Source organism: Pseudomonas sp. AK181, from assembly GCF_051122975.1.
Classification (GTDB): domain Bacteria; phylum Pseudomonadota; class Gammaproteobacteria; order Pseudomonadales; family Pseudomonadaceae; genus Aquipseudomonas; species Aquipseudomonas lactis.
The window spans coordinates 1,806,028-1,828,611 of the sequence record NZ_CP146348.1; the positions used below are offsets into that span (position 1 = coordinate 1,806,028).

Here is a 22,584-nt window from a genome sequence, read left to right on the forward strand (position 1 = left end):
CCGGCCTTTTCTTTATCGGACCTAGCGCCTGGTAATTCGCAGGCAGCATTGGCACGAAACGTGATTACCTCTTCCTTAGTGATTGTTCAACAATCTTGAGGTAACGATGACACTCACTTTGTCTTTAGCCGATCAGATCGCCCTGGAGCTTCGCGCCGACATTATCGGTGGACGGCTATTGCCAGGCATGCCGCTGGTCGAGGTTGATCTGGTCAAGGCCTACAACGCATCACGCAATACGATTCGAGAGGCGCTGCATCGTCTGGGCCAGGAGGGCCTTACTCGCTATATCCGCAATAAGGGCGTGATGGTTCGGCGCCTGGAGCGGGCAGAAGTAAGTGACCTCTTCGTCGTCCGCCGCACCCTGGAGTTGCAGGCGATTGCCCACGGCAGGCCGCTGACGGACGTTCAATCGACACGTATGCAAAGCGCCATTGACGCCACCCACTTGGCCCGGGAGCGCGAAGATTGGCGAGCCGTGGCCACCCACAGTCTTATGTTCCACCAACAGATCGTCGCCTTGATGGGCAGCCCATTGTTCGACGAGTTTTTCGCTCAGGTGATTGCCCAGTTGCGTCTGGTGTTCTGCGCCGCGCCTGACGAGCAACGTTTCCAGTCACCCTGGCTGGAGCGTGACATGAGATATACACATTGCTAACCCGCAACCAAACCCAGGCCGCCAGCGAGGCGATGAGTCTGTACCTGGATGACTCGGAACACCTTTCCCTTGCCTTGTTTGATCATCCTTGATGGAGGAGTGCCCCATGTACAAAGACTATCCCGCCGCGTACCAGGTCAGCAAAGGTTCGGCGTTGCAGGTGGATACGGCGTTCTATGAGCGTATTCGTGATCAGAAAGGCCAGCGTACGTTGATCGAACAGTTTGAGGTGCCGATTCGAACGGGGAGGGCGTGGAAGGTGCCGGCCGGGCATGTGTTTCGGGTGTCCACGCCGGTGGGGCCGCAGGTGGGGGATTTCAACGTGTGGAACGCCAACGACCCACGCGAACGATTGTGGGCCGCGCGCACCCGGCAGCTTCAAGGCGCCCATGTCAGCACCCATGATCGGCTGTGGTCGAACCTGCCTTTTCTAAGGCCCTTGGTCACTATTACCGATGACAGCCTGGCCAGTTACGGCATTGATGAAAACGGTGGGCGTTTGCACGATTTGTTGGGCACGCGGTGCGACCCCTATGTGAACCGTATGCTGACCGGGGAGGACTTTCATCACCATTGCCACTCGAACTTGACCCGTGCGGTATTGCCCCATGGGCTGACGGAATTCGATGTGCATGATGTGTTGAATATTTTCCAGTGCACTGGGCTCAATCACGATGACATGTACTTCATGAAGGCCTGTCCGGCGCAGAAGGGCGATTACCTGGAGTTCTTTGCCGAGATTGATCTGCTGTGTGCATTGTCGACGTGCCCTGGCGGGGATTTGTCGTTGCCGATGTGGGGGCCGGAGGCGCAGGACCCGTTGACGGTGTGTCGGCCGTTGGGGGTTGAGATCTATAGGCTGGAGGATAAGTTGCTCACTGGCTGGAGCCAGCCTGAGCGTGCGGCCTATAAGGGGCAACATGGGTTGCATATTGCCAAGGCGGAGTGGGAGTAGGGGGCTGCTTCGCAGCCCAGCGGGAGCAAGCTCCCTCGCCACGGGGTTACACTCGATTTATCTGTCTTGCGCATCCTTGGCATCTGCCTGGGCATTGCGCTCGGCTACGCGTTTACGTTGTTCGTCGGTGAGTTCCACCTTGTTGGCGCTGTCACGCAGCATCATCAGGCCACCGACGATCGACCCGATCGCTACTACCATAATCAACCATGCATACCACGGCATAAGACGCTCCTTGAGGCAGAGGGTCGTGGGAGAATTTTCCCACGGTAATCACTGCTTTGAGTGACGGGCTTTCTGAGTAGTTCAGTGTAGGCCCGTTCTGCCTCATAGGCGCTATTGTCCGGTCAACATTGCATCCGCCGGTGCATCGACGCGGTCTTGTGCGGTCATCTGGAAGTAGATGAAACCCACCGCCATGAAGCCCAGGAAAATCAGCCCGATCAAGGCATTGAACCAGGCCATTGCCATCAGGCACACCACCGCCAGTACCAGCGCGATACCCGGCACGATGGGGTAGCCCGGCGCGCGGAAGGTGCGTTCCAGCAGTGGCTCGGTCTTACGCAGTTTGAACAGGCTGAGCATGCTCATGATGTACATGACGATGGCGCCGAACACCGCCATGGTGATCATCGCGGCGGTTAGGGTCATGCCGCCCAGGTTGATGAGGCCGTCGCTGTAGATGGCGGCGATGCCCACCACGCCGCCGGCGAGGATAGCCCGGTGCGGCGTCTGGAAGCGTGAGAGTTTGGCCAGGAAGGACGGCAGGTAACCGGCACGGGCCAGGGCGAAGAACTGGCGCGAGTAGCCGAGGATGATGCCGTGGAAGCTCGCCACCAGGCCGAACAGGCCAATCCATACCAGCATGTGCAACCAGCCGGAGCTGTCGCCCACCACGGTTTTCATCGCCTGGGGCAGTGGGTCGTTGATGTTCGAGAGTGTGCGCCAGTCGCCTACGCCGCCAGCGAAGAACATCACGCCCATGGCCAGGATCACCAGGGTGAGGATGCCGCTGATGTAGGCTTTTGGAATCGTGCGTTTGGGGTCCTTGGCTTCTTCGGCGGCCATGGCGGCGCCTTCGATGGCGAGGAAGAACCAGATGGCGAAGGGGATGGCGGCGAACATCCCGGCAATCGCCGGGGCGCCGAAGGTGTCGGAACCGGCCCAACCGTTCAGGGCGAAGTGGCTGAAGCTGAAGGCCGGGGCGACCACGCCCATGAACACCAGCAGTTCGGCGACGGCGAGCACGCAGACTACCAACTCAAACGTGGCGGCGAGTTTCACCCCGAGGATGTTCAGGCCCATGAACACGACGTAGGCGCCAACGGCGGCGTGCTTGGGGTCGAGTGCCGGGAACTGCACGTTCAGGTACGCGCCAATGGCCAAGGCAATCGCGGGCGGGGCAAAGACGAATTCGATCAAGGTGGCCAGGCCGGCAATCAAGCCGCCTTTTTCACCAAAGGCGCGGCGGCTGTAGGCAAAGGGGCCTCCGGCATGGGGAATCGCGGTGGTCAACTCGGTGAAGCTGAAGATAAAGCAGGTGTACATCGCGGCGACCATCAACGAGGTCACTAGAAAGCCCAGGGTACCGGCGACGCCCCAGCCATAGCTCCAGCCGAAATATTCGCCGGAGATCACCAGCCCCACGGCGATGCCCCATAGATGCAAGGTGCCCAAGGTGGGTTTGAGTTGTGTGTTCATTGTGCTGCGCTCCCTGAACCGTTTGGAATGATTCAAGGTGTTGCAGTGGCTATGCCAAGCCTCAGAACTGTGTCGTAAAGCAGTGCCTATGTCGCCGGGGGGACGGTTTGGCGTTTGAATGTGGCATGAGTTGCACCACATAAGTGCGGTGGTGACTTGGCGGGCGCTTTCGCGGGCAAGCCCGCTTGACCGAGTGTTAACTGAAAAGAACGCAGTCGAATGTGGGAGCCGCTCTTGATCTTGCTCTTGATCTGCTTGTGATCTTGATCTCAGGCGCCCCGTTAAACCACGCAGGCCGTAATTCGACAGGGATTTGGGGGGTAAACCGGCAGGGATGCCGGTTTAGCCGCCCCGCGCCATGGATGGCGCGTGGCGGCGGCCCCCCAAATCACTGGCGGATTACGGGCACACCGAGCCTAAGCGAGGTGCCGAGTGGTGGGGCAAGAGCGCTTTGCTTACTTTCGCGCTTTTCGAAAGTGAGCCGCCGTCAGGGCGGAACCCTAAGTGGCCGTTACCTAAATAACGGATATGTACCCGGTCCAACTGTGTTGACTGTCAGGCCGTCTTCGCAGGCAAGCCAGCTCCCACATTTGGATCCTGGGGCTTCAGGGAGATAGGCGCCGGCTATCAGTGCGCCACGGGAGCAAGCTCCCTCGCCACAGGTCCAGCGTCGGCTCTAAGTTGTGTAGATACCTATGCTGCGATGAGGCCCTCCCAGCCATTGCACATCTTCCTGTAAACCCCGCATCAACCCACTCTTTACGCCATCTTTACGCCCCACCCAGCCCCTCGCTCTCGTTCCTTTACACCGCTCCTGCGGACAATGCCCCCACACGCGGCAATCGCCGCACGAAGGGGAAACTTCCATGAGCGTACTGGACGGAGTGTCACTGCTATTGGCCGTGGCGCTGTTCATTTATCTGCTGGTTGCGCTGTTACGCGCGGATCGGAACTAGGAGCGGGCTATGCACAGTTATGACTATTGGCTGATCATCGCCTTCTTCGCCGTGGTACTGGTACCGGCACCGTTTCTGGGGCGGTTCTACTACAAGGTGATGGAAGGCCAGCGCACCTGGCTCACGCCCGTATTGGGGCCTGTCGAAAAGGCCTGTTATCGCCTCTCGGGCGTGGATGCGCAGCAGGAACAGAGCTGGCAGAAATACATGCTGGCCTTGCTCGCGTTCAACCTGGCGGGCTTCTTGTTGTTGTTCTCGATCCTGCTATTCCAGGGCTCCCTGCCACTGAACCCGCAGAAATTGCCCGGCCAGGAATGGACGCTGGCGTTCAACACCGCCGTCAGTTTCATGACCAATACCAACTGGCAGAACTACAGCGGCGAGGCGTCCTTGAGTTACCTGAGCCAGATGGCCGGCCTCACGGTGCAGAACTTCGTCAGTGCGGCGACCGGTCTCGCCGTCCTGGTCGCCTTGTGCCGTGGGATCGGGCGCAAATCTGCCCAGACCCTGGGCAACTTCTGGGTCGACATGACCCGCGCCACCCTCTACGGCCTGCTGCCGTTGTGCCTGGTGCTCGCACTGTTTCTGGTGTGGCAGGGCGTGCCGCAAACCTTCGCTCACTATGTGGATGCCGTCACGCTGCAGGGCGTGGACCAGGTGATTCCCCTGGGGCCGGCCGCCAGCCAGATTGCGATCAAGCAACTGGGCACCAACGGCGGTGGCTTCTTCGGTGTGAACTCGGCGCATCCGTTTGAAGACCCGACCGCCTGGGCCAACCTGTTTGAAGTGGCCTCGATCATTCTGATCCCGGTGGCGTTGGTGTTTACCTTCGGCCACTACGTCAAGGACCTGCGCCAGAGCCGGGCGATCCTCGCCTGCATGCTGGCGTTGTTCTTGATCGGCGGCGCGACGTCGCTGTGGTCCGAGTACCAGCCCAATCCAACCCTGAACAACCCGGCGGTGGAGCAAACCGCACCGTTGGAAGGCAAGGAAACACGCTTCGGCACCACCGGCACGGTGCTGTGGTCGGTGACCACCACTGCGGCGTCCAACGGTTCGGTCAATGGCATGCAGGACAGCCTCAGCCCCCTGAGTGGGATGGTGGCGCTGGTCAACATGATGGTTGGCGAAGTGATCTTTGGCGGTGTCGGTGCCGGCATGTACGGCATGTTGCTTAACGTGTTGATCGCGGTGTTCCTCGCCGGCTTGATGATCGGCCGCACCCCGGAATACCTGGGCAAGAAGCTGCAAGCCAAGGAAGTGCAATTGCTGGTGGTGACCCTGCTGGTGATGCCGGTCGGCGTGCTGGTGTTGAGTGCCATCGCTGCCAGCTTGCCCGGCCCGGCGGGTGCCATCAGTAACCCTGGCCCCCATGGCTTCAGCCAGTTGCTCTACGCCTACACCTCGGCCAGTGCCAACAACGGTTCGGCATTTGCCGGCCTCGGCGCCAACACCCCGTTCCATAACCTGATGCTCGGCCTGGGCATGTTGATCGGCCGTTTCGGCTACATCCTCCCGGTACTGGCCCTGGCCGGTAGCCTGGCGATGAAGAAGACCGCACCGATTGGCCAGAACAGTTTCCCCACCCATGGCGCGCTGTTCGTCACCCTGTTGACCGTGACCATTTTGCTGGTGGGCGGCCTGACTTTCCTGCCGACACTGGCGTTGGGCCCCATCGCTGAACACCTGAGCATGGGCTTCTAGTTAAGGGATATGAAAATGAATATGCCTGCAAAAAACGCGGCCCCGGTCAAACCCCAGGAGCCCGCCAAAACCGCTATCTCGGCCTTGTGGCGTCCAGCGCTGGTCCAGGCGTTCGTCAAGCTGGACCCACGCCAACTGCAACGCTCGCCGGTGATGCTGGTGGTCGAACTGACCGCCATCCTCACCACCGTGCTGTGCTTTGTGCCGGATACCACCGTTCCAACCTTTGTCGCCGTGCAAATCGCCGTGTGGCTGTGGTTCACCGTGCTGTTCGCCAACTTCGCCGAAGCCTTGGCCGAGGGGCGTGGCAAGGCCCGTGCCGATAGCCTCAAGGCCGGCAGCGAGGGCTTGAGCGCACGCCGCCAGGAGGCTGACGGCAGCTTCAAAATGATACCGGCTACCAGCCTGCGCAAGGGTGATGTGGTACGCGTGGCTGCCGGGGAGATGATCCCCGGTGACGGCGAGGTCGTCGAAGGGATTGCGGCGGTCAACGAAGCGGCGATCACTGGCGAGTCCGCCCCGGTCATCCGCGAGTCCGGCGGCGACCGCTCGGCCGTTACCGGCAACACGCGGCTGGTCTCGGACTGGCTGTTGATCCGCATCACCGCCAACCCGGGCGAGTCCACCCTGGACCGCATGATCGCCCTGGTGGAAGGCGCCAAGCGCCAGAAGACCCCCAACGAAGTCGCGCTGGATATCCTGCTGATCGGCCTGACCCTGATCTTCCTGCTGGTGGTGGTGACCTTGCAGCCGTTCGCCCACTTCGCCAATGGCAGCTTGCCTTTGGTGTTCCTGGTCGCACTGCTGGTGACGCTGATTCCTACCACCATTGGCGGCTTGTTGTCGGCCATCGGCATTGCCGGCATGGACCGTCTGGTGCGCCTCAACGTGATCGCCAAGTCTGGCCGCGCCGTGGAAGCGGCGGGGGACGTGCATGTGCTGTTGCTGGACAAGACCGGCACCATCACCTTCGGCAACCGTCGTTGCTCGGCCGTGGTCGCGGCGCCTGGCGTCAGTGGCCGCGAATTGGCCGAAGGTGCGCTGCTGGCGTCCCTGGCCGATGACACGGCGGAAGGCAAGTCCATCGTTGAATACCTGCGCGCCTTGCACCCGCAGGCCGAGCCAAGCCTGGAGGCGTTGACCGCCGTACCTTTCAGCGCCGAGACCCGCTTGTCCGGTGTCGACCACCAGGGCCGAGTGTTCCGTAAAGGCGCGGTGGACTCGCTGCTGGCGTTTATCGGCCAGCAACGCAGCGACCTGCTGCCTGCGCTGTCGCGGGAAATCGACAAGATCGCCCAAAGCGGCGGCACGCCCTTGCTGGTGTGCGCCGATGGCAAGTTGCTGGGGGCGATCCACCTCAAGGACGTGGTCAAGCCCGGCATTCGCGAGCGGTTTGCCGAGTTGCGCAAGCTGGGGATTCGCACCGTGATGGTCACCGGCGACAACCCGCTGACCGCCGCCGCGATTGCCGCTGAAGCGGGGGTGGACGACGTGCTGGCCGAAGCCACGCCAGAGAAGAAACTCGCGCGTATTCGTCATGAGCAGAACGATGGTCGCTTGGTCGCCATGTGTGGGGATGGCGCCAACGACGCTCCGGCGCTGGCCCAGGCTGACGTCGGCATGGCGATGAACGACGGCACCCAGGCCGCGCGCGAGGCCGCCAACATGGTCGACCTCGACAGCGACCCGACCAAGCTGTTGGACGTGGTGCAGATCGGCAAGGAATTGCTGGTGACCCGTGGCGCGCTGACGACCTTTTCCATCGCCAACGACGTGGCCAAGTACTTCGCGATCTTGCCGGCGCTGTTCGCCTCGATCTACCCGCAACTGGGCGTGCTCAACATCATGCACTTGCAGAGCCCGCAGAGCGCGATCCTCTCGGCCATCGTGTTCAACGCGCTGATTATCGTGGTGCTGATCCCACTGGCCCTGCGCGGCGTGCGCGTGCAAGCCGCGAGTGCGGCGGCCTTGTTGCGGCGCAATCTGCTGATCTACGGGCTGGGCGGGCTGTTGGTACCGTTCGTGGGCATCAAGGCCATCGACATGCTGCTGACCGCGCTGCACCTGGTTTGACCTGATCGTTCCCACGCTCTGCTGATCGTTCCCACGCTCTGCGTGGGAACGCCGCCGCCCCGGACGCTCCGCGTCCCACCGCACCACTGAATTGAGGAGTCTGAAATGTCCAACATCATCCGCCCAGCCCTGAGCCTGCTGGTACTCATGACCCTGATCACCGGCGTGGCCTACCCGCTGGTAGTCACCGGCGTGGCCCAAGTGGCCTTCCCCGACCAAGCCAACGGTAGCCTGGTGCGCGACGCCAGCGGCAAGGTGCGCGGCTCCAGCCTGATCGCCCAGGACTTTATCGGCGACCGCTGGTTTCACCCACGCCCGTCCGCCGGTGCTTTTGCCACCGTGTCCAGCAGTGCCAGTAACCTGGGCCCCAGCAATCCGGCCTTGGCCACTCGCATAGTCGAGGAGGCCAGCAAGCAGTCAGTGCCGGGCCAGGGCCCGGTGCCACTGGCCTCGCTGACCACCTCTGGCAGCGGCCTTGATCCGCACTTGCCACCGCAGGCGATTGTCTATCAACTGGCGCGAGTAGCGGCGGCGCGAAATGTGCCGGTGTCGACCTTGCAGCGGTTGCTGGATGAGCACATCGAAAGCCCGTTGGTTGGCCCACCCGTAGTAAACGTCCTGGCCCTCAACATGGCTTTGGAAACGTTGTAAGCCTTGTGACCGCCATCGCGGGCAAGCCCGGCTCCCACATTTGGAATGCATTCCACTGTGGGAGCCGGGCTTGCCCGCGATGGCGGCCTTGAAGACTCTCTATAAATACCTGAAGGAACCCCCGAGCATGAGCGACGCCGGCCGCGCCGATGCCCTGTTAGCCGATCTACCCCGGGACGGCCGTGGCCGGCTTAAAGTCTTCCTCGGCGCCGCACCCGGTGTGGGCAAGACCTACGCCATGCTCCAGGCGGCCCATACCCAACTGCGCCAGGGCGTGCGCCTGATCGCCGGGGTGGTCGAAACCCACGGCCGCGCCGAAACCGAAGCTTTGCTCAGCGGCTTGCCGCAACAACCGCTGTTGCGCAGCGAATACCGTGGCGTGATGCTCGAAGAAATGGACCTCGACGGCCTGCTCGCCGCCAAGCCAAAGCTGGTGCTGGTGGACGAACTGGCCCACAGCAATGCGCCCGGCAGCCGCCATGAAAAACGCTGGCAAGACATCCAGGAGCTGCTCGCTGCCGGCATCAACGTGTTCACCACGGTCAACGTCCAGCATCTGGAAAGCCTCAACGATCAGGTGCGCGGCATCACCGGCGTACACGTGCGCGAAACCTTGCCGGACTGGGTGCTGCAGGAGGCCGATGAACTGCTGCTGATCGACCTGCCATCTCGCGAGTTACTTGAGCGCCTGCGTGACGGCAAGGTGTATGTGCCCGAACAGGCGCGTGCGGCCATCGATGCGTTTTTCACCCAGACCAACCTCATGGCCCTGCGCGAGCTGGCCATGCAAACCGCCGCCGCCCACGTCGACGACGACCTGGCTCAGGGCTACCGCCAACTCGGCCAGGCTGCGCCGGCGGTGCGCGGGCGTTTGTTGGTCGGCGTGGATGGCGATGCCCAAGCCGAACGCCTGGTGCGTCATGCCAGCCGCGTGGCTCAGCGTCGGCATTTGCCCTGGAGCCTGGTGCACATCGACAACGGCCGTGCACGGGATGAGCAATCGCGCCTGCGCCTGCAAAACGCCCAGCAACTGGCAGAGCGGTTGGGCGGCGAAGTGGTGTTGCTGCGCGCTGGGGAAGTGGCCAAAACCCTGATCCAGCATGCCGCCGAGCGCCGCGCCAGCCTGGTGCTGGTGGGGCAGTCGCGGATGCGTTGGCGACGGCGTTTGTTCGGCGGCGGCTTGGCGGCGCGCCTGTTGCGCAATGCCCGCGGTTTGGAAATCAACGTCCTCGACAGCGATGACATGCCTGCACCGCCACGCCTGCCGGATGTGCGCGGGTTGGTGTGGTTCGATTACGCATTGGCGGTGGTGGCGACCCTCGCCGCTGCCGCAGTGGCCTGGGCCGTGTCCAGTGCGTTGGCGCTGCCGAACATCTCGTTGGTGTTTCTCGCTGCCGTGCTGCTGGTGGCGGTACGCAGTAGCCTGGGGCCGTCCCTGGTGTGTGCGGCGCTGTCGTTTCTGACTTACGATTTTCTGTTTATCCCGCCGAATTTTTCCTTCGCTATTCAGCGTGAAGAGGACGTGCTGACCCTGTTGTTCTTTCTGTTGATGGCGGCGTTGACCGGCAACCTCGCCGCACGCCAGCGTCGCCAGTTGCAGGCGTTGCGCGATACCCAGGAAGAAACCAGCGAGCTGCTCGACCTGTCGCGCAAGCTCACCGCTGCCACCGACCGCCAAGCCGTCATCAGCGCTGCCGCCCACCATCTGCAAGGTTGGAACGAGCTCGACCTGTGCATGGTCAATCGCGACGGTCAGGGCGGCTGGAAGGTCGAGACCGGTGGCCCGTTGACCCTCACCGAAGCCGAACGCGCCGCCGCCGATTGGGCCTGGCAGCATGATCAGCCGGCTGGCATGGGCACCGGCACCTTGCCGTTGGGGCGTTGGTGGTGGTGGCCGCTGTCGAGTGAAGAGGGGCCCTTGGGTTTGCTGGGTGTCAGTGCCAAGCCTGGCCTGGAATTGAGCGGGCAACGTCGACGCTTGCTCACCGCGTTGAGCCAACCGCTGGCCCAGGCGCTGGCGCGGGCACAATTGGGGCAGGAGTTGGAATCGGCGCGCCTGCACGGCGAAACCGAACAACTGCGCAGCGCTTTGCTCGCGTCGGTGTCCCACGATTTGCGCACGCCGTTGACGTCCATGCGCGGCAGCATCGACAGCCTGCTGGCCCTCGGTGAAGCGATCCCGCTGGAGGATCGCCGCGAGTTGCTCGAAGGCACCCGCGATGAAGCCGAACGCCTCGACCGCTATATCCAGAACCTGCTGGACATGACCCGCCTTGGCCACGGTGCGCTGAAACTGGCACGGGATTGGGTGTCGCCCGGCGACATTGTCGGCAGTGCCCTTGGGCGATTGCGCGCCGTGCTGGCGCCGTTGCAGGTGAGCACCGATGTGCCGCCGGAACTGCCCTTGTTATATGTGCATGCGGCGTTGATCGAGCAGGCCTTGGTCAACGTGCTGGAAAACGCCGCACGGTTTTCGCCGCCCCAGGGCCGTTTGCAGTTGCGTGCGGGCGTGCAGGATGAGCAGCTTTTTTTTGCCGTGGCGGATGAAGGGCCAGGGATTCCCGAGGAAGAGCGTGCGAAGATCTTCGACATGTTCTACACCGCTGCCCGCGGTGATCGAGGCGGGCAGGGCACCGGCCTTGGCTTGGCGATCTGCCAGGGCATGGTCGGCGCGCACGGTGGGCATATCAGCGTGGCCGATGGCATTGACGGCCGGGGCACCTGCATCACCTTGTTTCTGCCGTTGCCGACACCACCTGCCTTGGAACAAAACCTGTAGGAGCGAGCTTGCTCGCGAAGGTCGTTAACGATAAAGATGGCGTCCTGAATGCACCCGGCGCCTAGAGGTTTTTCGCGAGCAAGCTCGCTCCTACAGGAGGGGTAATTTTTTAATGGGTTTTGATGAGACACCATGAGCCAGACCGCGACGATTCTTGTCATTGATGACGAACCCCAGATCCGCAAATTCCTGCGCATCAGCCTGGCTTCCCAAGGCTATAAGGTAATCGAAGCCGGCACCGGCAACGAAGGCCTGGCCCAGGCGGCCTTGAGCAAACCGGATTTGCTGGTGCTCGACCTGGGCCTGCCCGACATGGACGGCCAGCAGGTGCTGCGCGAGTTTCGCGAGTGGTCTAGCGTGCCGGTGCTGGTGCTGTCGGTGCGGGCCAGCGAAGGTCAGAAGGTTGAGGCCCTCGACGGTGGCGCGAATGACTACGTGACCAAACCGTTCGGCATCCAGGAGTTTCTTGCCCGTGTGCGTGCGCTGCTGCGCCAGGCACCGGCGGGAGAGGCCCAGGAAGCCGCCTTGAGTTTTGGCCCGTTGACGGTCGACCTGGCCTATCGTCGCGTACTGCTGGACGGCGCCGAAGTCGCGCTGACCCGCAAGGAATACGCAGTGCTGGCGCAGCTCGCACGGCATCCGGGGCGGGTGATTACCCAGCAGCAGTTGCTCAAGGACATCTGGGGCCCAACCCATACCGAGGACAGCCACTACCTGCGGATCGTGGTGGGGCACCTGCGCCAGAAGCTGGCGGATGACCCGACCCAGCCGCGGTTTATCGTGACTGAGGCGGGGGTGGGGTATCGGTTGCTAGGTGCCTGAATCTGTAGTGCCTGTGCTGGCACCATCGCAGGCAAGCCAGCTCCCACAGTTGAGATGCATGCCCCTTTGGGAGCCGGACTTGCCCGCGATGAGGCCATCAGCAACACCCACACGCTCAACTCTGCTCACTCTCATACCGATCCAACGTATCACTGGCAATCTCCCGCCCCAACGCGATCAACTCCGGCGCCTTGTAGAACTCGAAAAACCGGCACACCCGCTTCGGCACGTTGATCAGCACATCCGGCGGGTACCCAGCGATCTTGTATTGCGCCAATGAGGTTTGCATCACCTCAAAGCTCTGGTTGATCAGGTCCAGCAGCGATGCAGGCCCGACGTTGTCGATGATGAACGAGCCGGTGGCTGACTTCGGTGCGCCGGCTTTCTCCGGTGCCGCGGCAGGTTGTTGGGCTTCGGGTTCGGCAGACTCCAGCCACGGGTTGATTTCAGCGGCCTGGGCCTGCAAGGCTTCTTGTTCCAGCTTCATCAACTGCTCGGCCTGCTTGCGGCGAAACGGCAGGTGCGAGCCGAGTGACTTGGCCAGGCTGTTGAAGCGGCTCTTGAACGCCGGCGGGCGCTGGATCACCGGCAATTGGTAGTGCTTCTGGTTGGTGGCATTGAGGTTGACCGCAATGATCAAGTCGCAATGGCTCGACACCACCGGGACGATGGGCAGCGGGTTGAGCAGGCCGCCGTCCACCAGCATGCGGTTGCCCTGCATCACCGGTGTGAACAGGCTGGGGATCGCCGCCGAGGCGCGCATGGCCTGGTGCAGGCAGCCTTCCTGGAACCAGATCTCCTGTTGGTTGGTGAGGTCGGTGGCGACGGCGGTGTAGGGGATGCGCAGCTCCTCGATATTGATGTCGCCGACAATCTTGCGGATTTGCCCGAACACCTTTTCACCACGAATCGCCCCCAGGCGAAAGCTCACATCCACCAGGCGCAATACGTCGAGGTAGTCCAGGCTTTCGATCCAGTTGCGGTACTCGTCGAGCTTGCCGGCAGCGTAGATCCCACCCACCACGGCGCCCATGGAACAGCCGGCGATACAGGCGATGTCATAGCCGCGTCGTTCGATTTCTTCGATCACCCCGATATGGGCGTAGCCCCGGGCCCCACCGGAGCCCAGCACTAAGGCAACACGTTTCTTCATGGCCAGATCCTTCGCAAAACAGGGGCCCACAATGCACCCATCAAGGGGCCTGCTTCAATCCTTGCTGACAGCGCGCAATATTTTTCCAGGCTGGCGATCAGGCTCGGGTATGCTCTGGCGATAGGTACTACTGATTTCAGGCTAAGGACAAGGCACTTTTCCCTGTAGGCAACGTCTACAGGCTACGACTGAATTTGTATATTTGAGGTGTCATCAATGAAAGCCTGGATCTGTGTGCCTGTGATCGTGTTGGCCTTGGCTGGCTGTGCCGGGAAAACCGCGTATCGCGACAGCTGCGGCTCGCAATTGGACGCCGCCTGGAAAGAACTGGACCTGGCCAAGGCCGAAGGTTTTGCCGGCACTGTCAGCTACTCCAAGGCGTTGTCGCTGTTGACTGGCGCCAAGACTCAGCAGCAGTTCGAAGCGTTCGAGGGCTGCTCCAACAAGGCCGAAAAGGCGCGGTTCTACATTCGTGAGTCTCGCGCCGGGCGATGACCCAGCGGCGGGTAGGATTTTTCATCGGAAAGTGAGGGCAGGATGTCAGCGTTGGTCAATCAGTTAGTCGCTCAGGTCATTGGCCTGGAAGTAGGGTTACTGAGCTGCCAGGCTCGCCTCGCCGCCGTCACTGACGATGAAGCCCTGCATGATTTGCGCACCACGGTACGCCGCCTGCGCAGCCTGTTGCGCCCTTTGCGCGGGCTGCCCGGTGTGGAACAGCTTGAATTGGCCGCCAGCACGGTTGGCCAACTGACTACGCCGCTACGCGACCGAGAGGTGCTGGCGGCGTATTTGCATCAGCACGGTTATCACGAGGCGGCTGATCGGCGCCTGCGTCTGCAGCCCGAGGCTTATCGCCAGGTGGCGCAAAGCCCGGAGCTGGCGCACTTGCTGCTGATCCTGGATGCATTTCCGCGGTTTATCCGCGCGTCCCAGCATCAGAAACTGCTCAAGGGCTTGCGCCCGTGTATCCAGAAGCGCCTGGCCAAACAATGGCAGAGACTCGATGAGGCCCTGAAGGATCCCGATCATGATCGCCACCGGCTGCGGTTGCTGATCAAGCGTGTGCGCTACGCTGCCGAGGCGTATCCCGAGTTGGACAAGTTACCCGCCAACGCCCTGTCGCATTTGAAAAAAGCCCAGAGCGCCCTGGGTGATTGGCATGACTGTTGGCAATGGCTGGCCCAGGCCGGTCACGAGCCAGACCTGCAACCCTGCGTAGCGGTGTGGCAGCGCACCATGCTCAAGGCGCAAGGCAAGGCCGACCGCGTGCTGGACAAGCTTAGCGCCGAGTGTTTTTAAACCGGTCCGGTTTTTGGCCGGAATAGGCGCTGTGCCTGTGCAATTCGATGGTTAAGATTCCTCCACGATTTACTTGATGTGAGGTCGCCATGCGCTTTAGTGATTTGCTCGATGCTGCCCGTAGCAATCCGCTGGATGTCACCATCCCTGCCGAATGGGCCCAGGGCCGGGCTACCTTTGGTGGCCTGGTCGCTGCCTTGCAATACGAGGCGCTGCGCGCTCAGGTGCCGGCGGATCGACCGCTGCGCTCCCTGGCAGTCACCTTTGTCGGCCCGGTAACGCCGGATGTGCCCGCCAGTTACCAGGTCGAAGTGCTGCGCGAAGGCAAGGCGGTCAGCCAGTTGCTGGGGCGCGTGGTGCAGAACGGTGAAGTGGCGACCCTGGTCCAGGCCAGTTTTGGCGCCTCTCGCCCCTCCGAAATTGACGTGGCAAGTGAGCCGCCGCCGGTCTTCAAACATTGGGATGAGTGCCAGGAACTGCCCTATATCAAGGGCGTCACCCCCGAATTCATGCGCCATCTGGCGATGCGTTGGAGTGTGGGTGGCCTGCCGTTTACCGGCAATAAATCCCGCGAGATGGGCGGTTGGGTAAGGTTGCGCGGGGATGTAAAAGAAGAACCACTGACCGAGGCGCATATCCTCGCCCTGGTCGACGCCTGGCCACCGGCGTTGCTGCCGCACCTGAAAAAGCCCGCGCCGGGTAGCACCCTGACCTGGACCATCGAGTTCATTCAGCCCCTGCAAGACCTGAGCACCCTTGACTGGTGCCAGTACCACGTCAACATCGAACACGCCCGCGACGGCTACGGCCACGCTGCCGCTGCCTTGTGGAGCCCGACCGGCGAGTTGATCGCCCTCAGCCGTCAGACTGTGGTGGTGTTCGCCTGAACCTGCCGGTCAGTGGTGGTGCCGCTGCCGCCAGGCGCGCCACCAGCCACCGCTGAGCACAAAGCGCGGGAAGGTCACGAACTGCTCGACCACCAGGCGCTGCACCGCATCTTTACGATCGCTGAACGGCTCACTGGCCTGGGCCTCCAGGCTATGGCCATGACGCTGCAACGCCAGGCCCGCGACAATGCCAATCACACCGACGGCGAAGCTGGCCAGGCTGAGACTGAACACGCCCGACACGATCAGCAGGAAACCAACGATAAACAGCGGCACGGCAATCAGGTGCAGCGCCAGGTTGGTCGGGTGCTGATGGTTCTGTGGGTACTGACGCCATTGCCAGGCGGGGAGATTGGGGTGACGTTTGCCCATGGTGGTGAATCCTCTGTCCGTTGAAACAACTTGGACAGAGTCTAGGTTGAGGTGGGCGGGGTGGCGAATTGGGGCTGGCTATGGGCCTCATAGTCTGCAATTTAGGCGGAGTGGCGCTCATGCCCAAATGACACAGTCATGATCGTCCATGTGTACTAAGAACGTCAGCTCGTTATCGGTTATCCAAAACGGATATCCGGTGGTTTCGCCTAACACAGAGGCGAGCACTCGAGCGTTTTCCATTCTCCAGGCGCTGTACGCTGAATCAAATACCAGCAGAACCAGGCCATTCCCGCTAATGCGATGCGGCACCTCCTTCCAAAAATCAGGGTTGTGTTCGGTGCTTTTCTCGTTCAGTTCGACGGGATCAAGCACATTGCTTTGCGCTTTGAAGAATTTTCTCGTCAGAGAGCTTATCAACAAGTTGAGTTCGCTCGAATCAAGCTTTCCAGCGTCGAGGTTCAGCGCATTACAGGCTTCGTCTATTTCGTCTTCCAGATAATTCATCAGGGGACACCTATTCTGGACCGGCTGACAGGAACCAGTTGGAGCAGTATATCGCCTCTTTTGGCTCCTCCATCGCCTCTTTTTCCAGGTGTTTGATAACCAATATGAGGTGATTTCGGGCCTTCTTTACTTGGCACAAGCATAGGATCGTCAATATTCACTTCCGCTCCTCTATTGGGACCGGTTTGTACTCGCCATTCTGTTGGAAATGATTTGCCATATTGGTCTTTGCCCGTTTCTATACGCGGTATTCGATCTTGGGTATGCCCGTCCTGCGAAAAGGCTCATCCAAACCATTGGTGGGAAAGAGTGTCGCCGTGGGTTCGGATGTGGGAGGAATGCCAGTCAGTTAAGCGCAGATCCCCTGTGGGAGCGGGCTTGCCCGCGAAGGCGGTGTGTCAGTCACTGCATCTGTTACTGCACTACCGCTTTCGCAGGCAAGCCATAATGCCAATCAGTTAAGCGTCATCGCCCTGTGTAGGAGCGAGCTTGCTCGCGAAAAACGTCAACGATAACGCGTGCTCGCTGAATGAACGCGGCGCCTGTAAGTTTTTCGCGAGCAAGCTCGCTCCTACAAAAAGGCCTTAACTGACTGGCATTAAGGCAAGCCAGCTCCCACATTGGATCTTCGTTGCTTTGAGCATTGCGTTCGCTTGACTGATCCGCACCAGGGCTTGCCCCCGATGTTGTTGGGGCAGTTTGCACATGCATTGGCTGGTTCACAGCTATCAGGATCAAGCCCCATCCCATATTCGATATTCAGGGTGTCTAGGGTAAGGGGGGTTACCGGAACGGCATCAAGACTGTATGAAGTACAAATTGGATGTGGATCCTTCAATTTTCTTGGCTTTTCCCTTTTTTAGGTACGCATTGAACTCACGTTCCAAGACTTGTTTGTCTGTATATTTTTTGTACTTGCTGGGTGTTTCGCATGCGTACATATACAGCCTCCACGAGTCGAAACCGTCGACCCTATCGTCCGGACCGTAATCAAAGTCGACACATATTTCAGATAAGTAAACACTGCAACCAATACCGTGCAGTTCGTAGGTGACATTTGCAGCGACCGTCCCGCGCTGTGGGATCTGTTTGGATCGCCACAGACCAATGATATTTTTGGTTCCAAACACTTGCTCAAGTAAATTGGTAGCCTTTTTTACTTGTTTCAAGTAGTCGGTGATCAAATGTTCTAGAGTTTGAGCTCTCATCTTCTTGGCCTTTCTAGTCTATCCAATCCTGCTGTATTTGAAGCGTCTATTACATCCTTGGTGCTGTTGAACGAGCTGTTATGATCACCTATGTTCTGGATTAGTTTTATGGTGACTGGCGTCTTTGTTTGTCTTGCAGCGGCAGCTCGGTGGTGCCCATCAACAATATAGCGTTGCTCGTTATACTCAAGCACGTCTATTGGCGTATTTTTATCGTATCCATCGTTTCGCATACTGCGAGCAATCTCTTCCACACGCTTGGTTGATCGCTTCCCTTCAATACTGTGTGTTCTATTTAAGGAGGTTGCGTCTACTCCGTGAACAAGAGGTGCGGAAGGCTGTCCCTCATCCACGCTCGATTTGTAGGATGGATCGTCAGCACTCGTTTGTTTTTTACACCCATCGTCTGGGCATGAATTCAAGCCTAGTGGATCCACCCACCCCGTAGGATTGGGCACATACCTGTACCCATTGATCCCCCCCGCCAACTTCACCGGGTCCGGCGTCAGGTAACGACCAATATCCGGATTGTAGTAGCGATGGCGGTTGTAGTGCAGGCCGCTTTCCGCATCGAAATACTGCCCTTGAAACCGCAGCGGGTTGTCGATTTTGCCCACGTCCAGCCGGGCGATCTGGCCGTAGGCGCGGTAGTGGGCGGACCAGACGATTTCGCCTTCGGTGTCGGTGAGTTCTTGCGGGGTGCCGAGGTGGTCGAGTTGGTAGTGGTAGGGCTTGGTTTCTTTTGGGCCGAAGCCTTGCAGTAGGGCCAATGGGCGGAAGCTGTCGGGCTCGTATAGGTAGCTGCGATGGCGTTCAGCATGGTGCTCGGCTATCAGCTTGTTGCCTTGCCAGAAAAACTCGGTGGTTTTGCCGTCCACGGTTTTGCTGATACGCCGCCCGAACGGGTCATAGCGATAGCTTGCGGTTTCGCCGTTCGGCTTTGTGATGCTGATTAACCGATGCTGGCAGTCGTAGCGGTATTCGGTGACAAGTTGCTGGCCTTTGCCGCGTCGTTCGCGGATGAGGTTGCCAAAGGCGTCGTAGTCGTAATGGCGGTCGCCCTGGATCATCAGGCGGTTGGCCGCGACGATGTCCGGGCCGGGGCGGTCTTGCATCAGCAGGTTGCCCGCCGGGTTGTGGCCGAAGCGTTCCTGCACGTCTTGGGAGTGGCCGGCGCGGGTCAGGCGGGCGAGGGGGTCGTAGTGGTAGCGGTGTTCGCCTTTGCGGGTGTCGAGCAGGCGGGTGAGGTTGCCGGCTTTGTCGTAGTCGTATTGGCGTTGGTAGAGGTGGTTCTGTTGCTGGGTGACCGCGTGGGCGTGTAGGCGGTGTTGTTCGTCGTAGTGATAGTGGCTGAGCAGTTGGCCTTGCTGGCGCTGGTGTTCGCGGCCGCTGTTGAATAGATGTGAGGTGAGCAATCCACCATTGAGTTCGACGGTGGCGAGGTGGCCGCCTTTGTCGTGGTTGAAGGTGACGCGGTTGTTGTCTGGCAGGCACAGGTGTTGAAGCTGGCCGCAGGCGTCGTAGCCGTAGCGCAGGGTGCCCCAGCCTTGGTGTTCGGCGGTGAGGCGGTTTTGGCGGTCGTACTCGTAGGCCAGCGCCCAGTGGCCGTCTTCGACGCTGAGGAGGTTGCCTTGGCGGTCGTAGGCGTAGTCGACAACGTTGCTGTCGGGCAGGGTTTTTCGTACGAGGCGTCCGGCGTGGTCGCGCTCGTAACGGGTGATTAGCTGCCTGCCATCGTCGCCGTATTCGGTTTTCTCCAGCAGGTTGCCGTTGAGGTCGTAGGCGTAGGCGGTGCGCTGGCCGTCGAAGCCGGTTTCCTGGCGGATCAGGCCGTTGGGGTGGTAGTCGAGTTGGTAGGTTTCGCCGGCTTCGTTTTCGATCTCGGTGAGCAGCAGCCGGGCGTTGTCGTAGCGGTACTTGACCTGGGTGCCGTCGGCGTTGAGACGGCGGCTTATCAGGTGCAGGCCGTCTGCGTATTCGTAGCGGGTGACGTGGCCGAGTTCGTCGCGTTCGGCGATGATTTTGCCGTAGGGGTTGTAGCTGAATTCGCGTGTGGCGCCGCCTGGCAAGACGAGGCGAATCAACCTACCGACGCAGTCCCATTCATAGGCTGTCTGCGCGCCGTGTTCATCCTCACGGGCAACCTGTCGACCAAGATCATCATAGCGATAGCGCTTGATCCCACCATTGGGCAATTGCTCCTCAAGCAACTGCCCGCGCTCGTTCCACACCAGCCGATGACAGCTGATGTCGGGGTACCAAACCCCGGTCAGTTGCCACTGTTTGTTGTAGCTGTAGTCAGTCGAGTTACCATCCGGGTCAGTCTTGCGGATGACATCGCCCTGGTCATTACGCTCATACTTCCAGACCGCCTCCCCACGCCTGACAATTCGTACAAAACCGTTGTCATGCTCGTAGGACGTCGGCTCATCATCCCCTGGAAACAGCGCCACCAAGCGTCCGGCATCGTCGTACTGATAGGCCGTCACCGCGCCCATCGGGTCTTGCTCGACGGTCAGGCGGCCTTGGTCGTCGTAGGATTTAAAATGCGTGGCGCCATCCGGATCAATCCTCTGCACCAGCCGCGCCCGCTGGTCATGGACATACACCTCCTGGCTACCATCGGCGTTATGCACGGTGACACGCCCGTCATCGCCCCAGGCATAACGCGTGTCCATCTGCGAAAAGCTTGCCCAATGCCGGACGCAACGCGCCGCCTTGCCAGCGCGCTCCCATTCCCAGAAGAAGCTCGCCCCACCGGCCAGTTGGCGTTCCAGAATGACGTGCTGATCGTCGTACCGATAACGCTCGCTTTTCCCGACAGCATTGGTCGCGCAAACCAGTCGTCCGTGTTCGTCATAGGCGTAGGAAACGAGGTTCTGCTCGGTCTCCCACACGTAGGGCTCTCGCCCTTTGGCACGATGCACCTGGTAGTCCACCGCAACGATGCGATCCAACTCATAACGCAACAGCAGCGAACGGCCAGCACCGTTATCCAGCCGCTCAATCCGCCCTGAACGATCCCGGCAAAGGCGCAGGCGGTTGTCATACGCATCGCTGATCGAGACCAGTACACCATCGCGAAAGTGATAGAAGCGCGAGGCCTGGGCCAGCACCAACTCATCAGGAGCCGAACCTAAATAGATCGCTGCTTCGGCCAGGCTATTGGTGATCGCGGGCCGAGAGTCGGTGGGCAAGGGCAGGGTAGTCGAGCGGTTCTCATGGTCAGTCCACACCACCGAATCGCCCGACACCACCAGCCGATGGGCCAGCGCATGGCTCCAACCAAACCCCAACCCGCAATCGACTTCCACCGCGCTGGTGCGATACAGCCGCGTCCACTCAAACGGCAAGATTCCATCCAGCGCGCCGTCGGTAAGGGTCAGCAATTCCTCACCAGTGACCATCGACACCGGGCAACCGTGAGTGACGGTTTTATCCGCAGAAGCCGCCGCATCCCCCTTCGGATTTGAAGCCACAGCCGGCACATCGTCGACAGGCTCCTGACGGACCAACGCCGTGCGCTGGGCCTTGCCGCGCACCATCGGCACCGGGTTCGAAACCAGCGTATCGCCCGCCTTCAACGGCACAGCCGGCACCGCCTTGACCGGCGTCGCCGCACTGCTCAGCAACACCGGCTTGGCGACCTCGACATGGGGTTCCAGCCGAGGCCCTGCCACCTGCTTGGCCAGCAATTCCAACAACGCCCGTGCCCGCCCGGACTTGACGTGACTGAGCGTCTGCGCGCCCAGGCGCAGTTGGACCCCGATGCCCCGCGTGGCCCAGATCAGCAATAGATTGATCAAGACTTCGCCGGTGATTTCACCCAGCAGTTCGTACATGTCGGGCGGCGGCAGCATGCGTATCCAGGCCACCAGCGCCGACAGGTAGATAAACAACAGCGGCTCATCACTGAGCACCAGCAAACCCTTGGCCAGCGTGTCTTTGCCCAGCGCGAGCAGCGCCTTCAGCTCGGCTTCGGACAGGTATTTCAGCAACTTTTCGCTGTTGGATTTGAGGTTGGCGAGCAGGTCGTACAGCTCGGTGATGTTGTCCCACAGGTTATAAAGCGCGCTGCCGAGCCCGGCAGCAAAGGCCATGCCCTGTAATGCACTGCGCTTGTAGGCGGGCGCTTTGGCAAAGTCTGCCCATCGAGGCTTGAACTGCTCGGCCCAGGCCTTGCGCAAATCCGCTTCCAACCCGGCGATCACAGACTCATAGGACGCATACAGCGCCTGGACGTGAGCCTTGGAAACGTTGGGGTAAAAGGTGATTTCGTACGTCTGGTCGCGGGTACAGTCGTTGACTTCAAGAATGCCGCTGGGGCCAATGGTCCGATGCAGTGGCGCACCTACCGGGCTTCTGTCTCGTGCAACGGCTTGCAGCCTCACGGGCGTGTTGCCGATGGGCACGAACTGCGTGCTTTCGAACAGATGCACCAGGGTCAGCCCGCCTTGGGCTTTGCATTGAGCGACCGTGCGACTGGGTTTTTTCGAAGAAACCGGTGCGACCAGTGCGACCTGTTCTCCAACCTTGAAGACCTGCTCCACGCTAAGTGCCGAACCACTTAAAAAGCTGTCGGCCCACTTATCAAAGGTAATCAGGCAGGTGCGGAAATCCGCGAATACGCGCTCAACCTTCGGCGCTTCGGGATCCATCGGCACCAGCACCAGGTTGGCCAGCACCGAGATCAAGAGACAGCCCCATCCACCAGGGCTTTAACGAACACCACCATTTGCAATCCCTCGCACTGTTTGATCAGGCGAGGGACTTTGCAGCGGTTGTCAGGTAAAAGAAGTCGGCGTTATTCGCGAGAGGGGCGAGGAAGTTTCGTCTTAATCTCAGGTAAACCGAGACTT

18 protein-coding genes and 1 pseudogene are annotated in these 22,584 nt (G+C 60.6%); 11 read left to right on the plus strand and 8 right to left on the minus strand.

Translation table 11 applies throughout. From position 1 onward, the window contains the following. Positions 1-106: 106 nt before the first annotated feature. Positions 107-750: pseudogene (locus V8689_RS08440) on the plus strand (GntR family transcriptional regulator). Positions 751-764: 14 nt separating this feature from the next. Next, positions 765-1,613: an urea carboxylase-associated family protein gene (locus V8689_RS08445; protein ID WP_056791878.1), complete on the plus strand. Its 849-nt coding sequence runs from the start codon at positions 765-767 to the stop codon at positions 1,611-1,613. A 57-nt stretch (positions 1,614-1,670) separates the two neighbouring features. Here the strand turns inward: V8689_RS08445 and V8689_RS08450 are convergent, their stop codons facing one another. Both V8689_RS08450 and eat read right to left on the minus strand, forming a co-directional pair. Continuing rightward, the gene (locus V8689_RS08450) at positions 1,671-1,838 is read right to left on the minus strand and encodes a DUF2897 family protein (protein WP_003172675.1); all 168 of its coding nucleotides are present in this window, start codon (positions 1,836-1,838) and stop codon (positions 1,671-1,673) included. 111 nt (positions 1,839-1,949) lie between these two features. Next, a complete protein-coding gene (gene eat / locus V8689_RS08455; RefSeq protein WP_056791879.1) occupies positions 1,950-3,314 on the minus strand; it encodes an ethanolamine permease in 1,365 nt (454 codons plus the stop codon). Positions 3,315-4,180: 866 nt separating this feature from the next. Between eat and kdpF the strand changes: the two genes are divergently transcribed. The 6 genes from kdpF to V8689_RS08485 all read left to right on the plus strand — a co-directional run bounded on the left by kdpF (position 4,181) and on the right by V8689_RS08485 (position 12,299). Continuing rightward, positions 4,181-4,270 carry a K(+)-transporting ATPase subunit F gene (gene kdpF, locus V8689_RS08460; RefSeq protein WP_003218754.1) on the plus strand — a complete coding sequence of 30 codons (90 nt, stop codon included), beginning with the start codon at positions 4,181-4,183 and terminating at the stop codon, positions 4,268-4,270. 9 nt (positions 4,271-4,279) lie between these two features. Further along, complete coding sequence (gene kdpA / locus V8689_RS08465; protein ID WP_056791880.1) at positions 4,280-5,974, plus strand: potassium-transporting ATPase subunit KdpA; 1,695 nt, start codon at positions 4,280-4,282, stop codon at positions 5,972-5,974. Between the two features lie 15 nt (positions 5,975-5,989). Continuing rightward, positions 5,990-8,047 carry a potassium-transporting ATPase subunit KdpB gene (kdpB, locus tag V8689_RS08470; protein ID WP_177343034.1) on the plus strand — a complete coding sequence of 686 codons (2,058 nt, stop codon included), beginning with the start codon at positions 5,990-5,992 and terminating at the stop codon, positions 8,045-8,047. Between the two features lie 105 nt (positions 8,048-8,152). After that, positions 8,153-8,698 (plus strand): potassium-transporting ATPase subunit KdpC, encoded by a 546-nt coding sequence (kdpC, locus tag V8689_RS08475; RefSeq protein WP_056791883.1) that lies wholly within the window; start codon positions 8,153-8,155, stop codon positions 8,696-8,698. Positions 8,699-8,825: 127 nt separating this feature from the next. Next, a complete protein-coding gene (locus V8689_RS08480; RefSeq protein WP_056791885.1) occupies positions 8,826-11,477 on the plus strand; it encodes a sensor histidine kinase in 2,652 nt (883 codons plus the stop codon). A gap of 132 nt (positions 11,478-11,609) precedes the next feature. Continuing rightward, positions 11,610-12,299 carry a response regulator gene (locus tag V8689_RS08485; protein ID WP_003189833.1) on the plus strand — a complete coding sequence of 230 codons (690 nt, stop codon included), beginning with the start codon at positions 11,610-11,612 and terminating at the stop codon, positions 12,297-12,299. A gap of 115 nt (positions 12,300-12,414) precedes the next feature. On the opposite strand, the gene V8689_RS08490 is transcribed toward V8689_RS08485, so the two are convergent. Next, positions 12,415-13,452: a patatin-like phospholipase family protein gene (locus V8689_RS08490; RefSeq protein ID WP_003189836.1), complete on the minus strand. Its 1,038-nt coding sequence runs from the start codon at positions 13,450-13,452 to the stop codon at positions 12,415-12,417. 216 nt (positions 13,453-13,668) lie between these two features. Here V8689_RS08490 and V8689_RS08495 point away from each other — a divergent pair, with 216 nt between their 5' ends. From V8689_RS08495 to V8689_RS08505, 3 genes are all read left to right on the plus strand, one after another. After that, the gene (locus V8689_RS08495; RefSeq protein ID WP_003189839.1) at positions 13,669-13,947 is read left to right on the plus strand and encodes a hypothetical protein; all 279 of its coding nucleotides are present in this window, start codon (positions 13,669-13,671) and stop codon (positions 13,945-13,947) included. 42 nt (positions 13,948-13,989) lie between these two features. Then, on the plus strand, positions 13,990-14,751 hold the full coding sequence (locus V8689_RS08500) for a CHAD domain-containing protein (protein ID WP_056791887.1): 762 nt from the start codon (positions 13,990-13,992) through the stop codon (positions 14,749-14,751). Positions 14,752-14,840: 89 nt separating this feature from the next. Beyond that, positions 14,841-15,638: an acyl-CoA thioesterase gene (locus V8689_RS08505; RefSeq protein WP_056791889.1), complete on the plus strand. Its 798-nt coding sequence runs from the start codon at positions 14,841-14,843 to the stop codon at positions 15,636-15,638. 9 nt (positions 15,639-15,647) lie between these two features. Here the strand turns inward: V8689_RS08505 and V8689_RS08510 are convergent, their stop codons facing one another. From V8689_RS08510 to V8689_RS08530, 5 genes are all read right to left on the minus strand, one after another. Then, a complete protein-coding gene (locus V8689_RS08510) occupies positions 15,648-16,010 on the minus strand; it encodes an Mpo1-like protein (RefSeq protein ID WP_003189844.1) in 363 nt (120 codons plus the stop codon). A 117-nt stretch (positions 16,011-16,127) separates the two neighbouring features. Beyond that, the gene (locus tag V8689_RS08515) at positions 16,128-16,517 is read right to left on the minus strand and encodes a hypothetical protein (protein WP_056791891.1); all 390 of its coding nucleotides are present in this window, start codon (positions 16,515-16,517) and stop codon (positions 16,128-16,130) included. Beyond that, positions 16,517-16,768, minus strand: a complete 252-nt coding sequence (locus V8689_RS08520; protein ID WP_156408340.1) for a polymorphic toxin type 47 domain-containing protein — start codon at positions 16,766-16,768, stop codon at positions 16,517-16,519. Before V8689_RS08520 ends, V8689_RS08515 begins: the two co-directional genes overlap by 1 nt. Positions 16,769-17,314: 546 nt before the next feature. Next, complete coding sequence (locus tag V8689_RS08525) at positions 17,315-17,725, minus strand: DUF6896 domain-containing protein (protein WP_056791893.1); 411 nt, start codon at positions 17,723-17,725, stop codon at positions 17,315-17,317. Further along, positions 17,722-22,419 carry an RHS repeat-associated core domain-containing protein gene (locus V8689_RS08530; RefSeq protein WP_282390051.1) on the minus strand — a complete coding sequence of 1,566 codons (4,698 nt, stop codon included), beginning with the start codon at positions 22,417-22,419 and terminating at the stop codon, positions 17,722-17,724. Before V8689_RS08530 ends, V8689_RS08525 begins: the two co-directional genes overlap by 4 nt. Positions 22,420-22,584 lie beyond the last annotated feature (165 nt).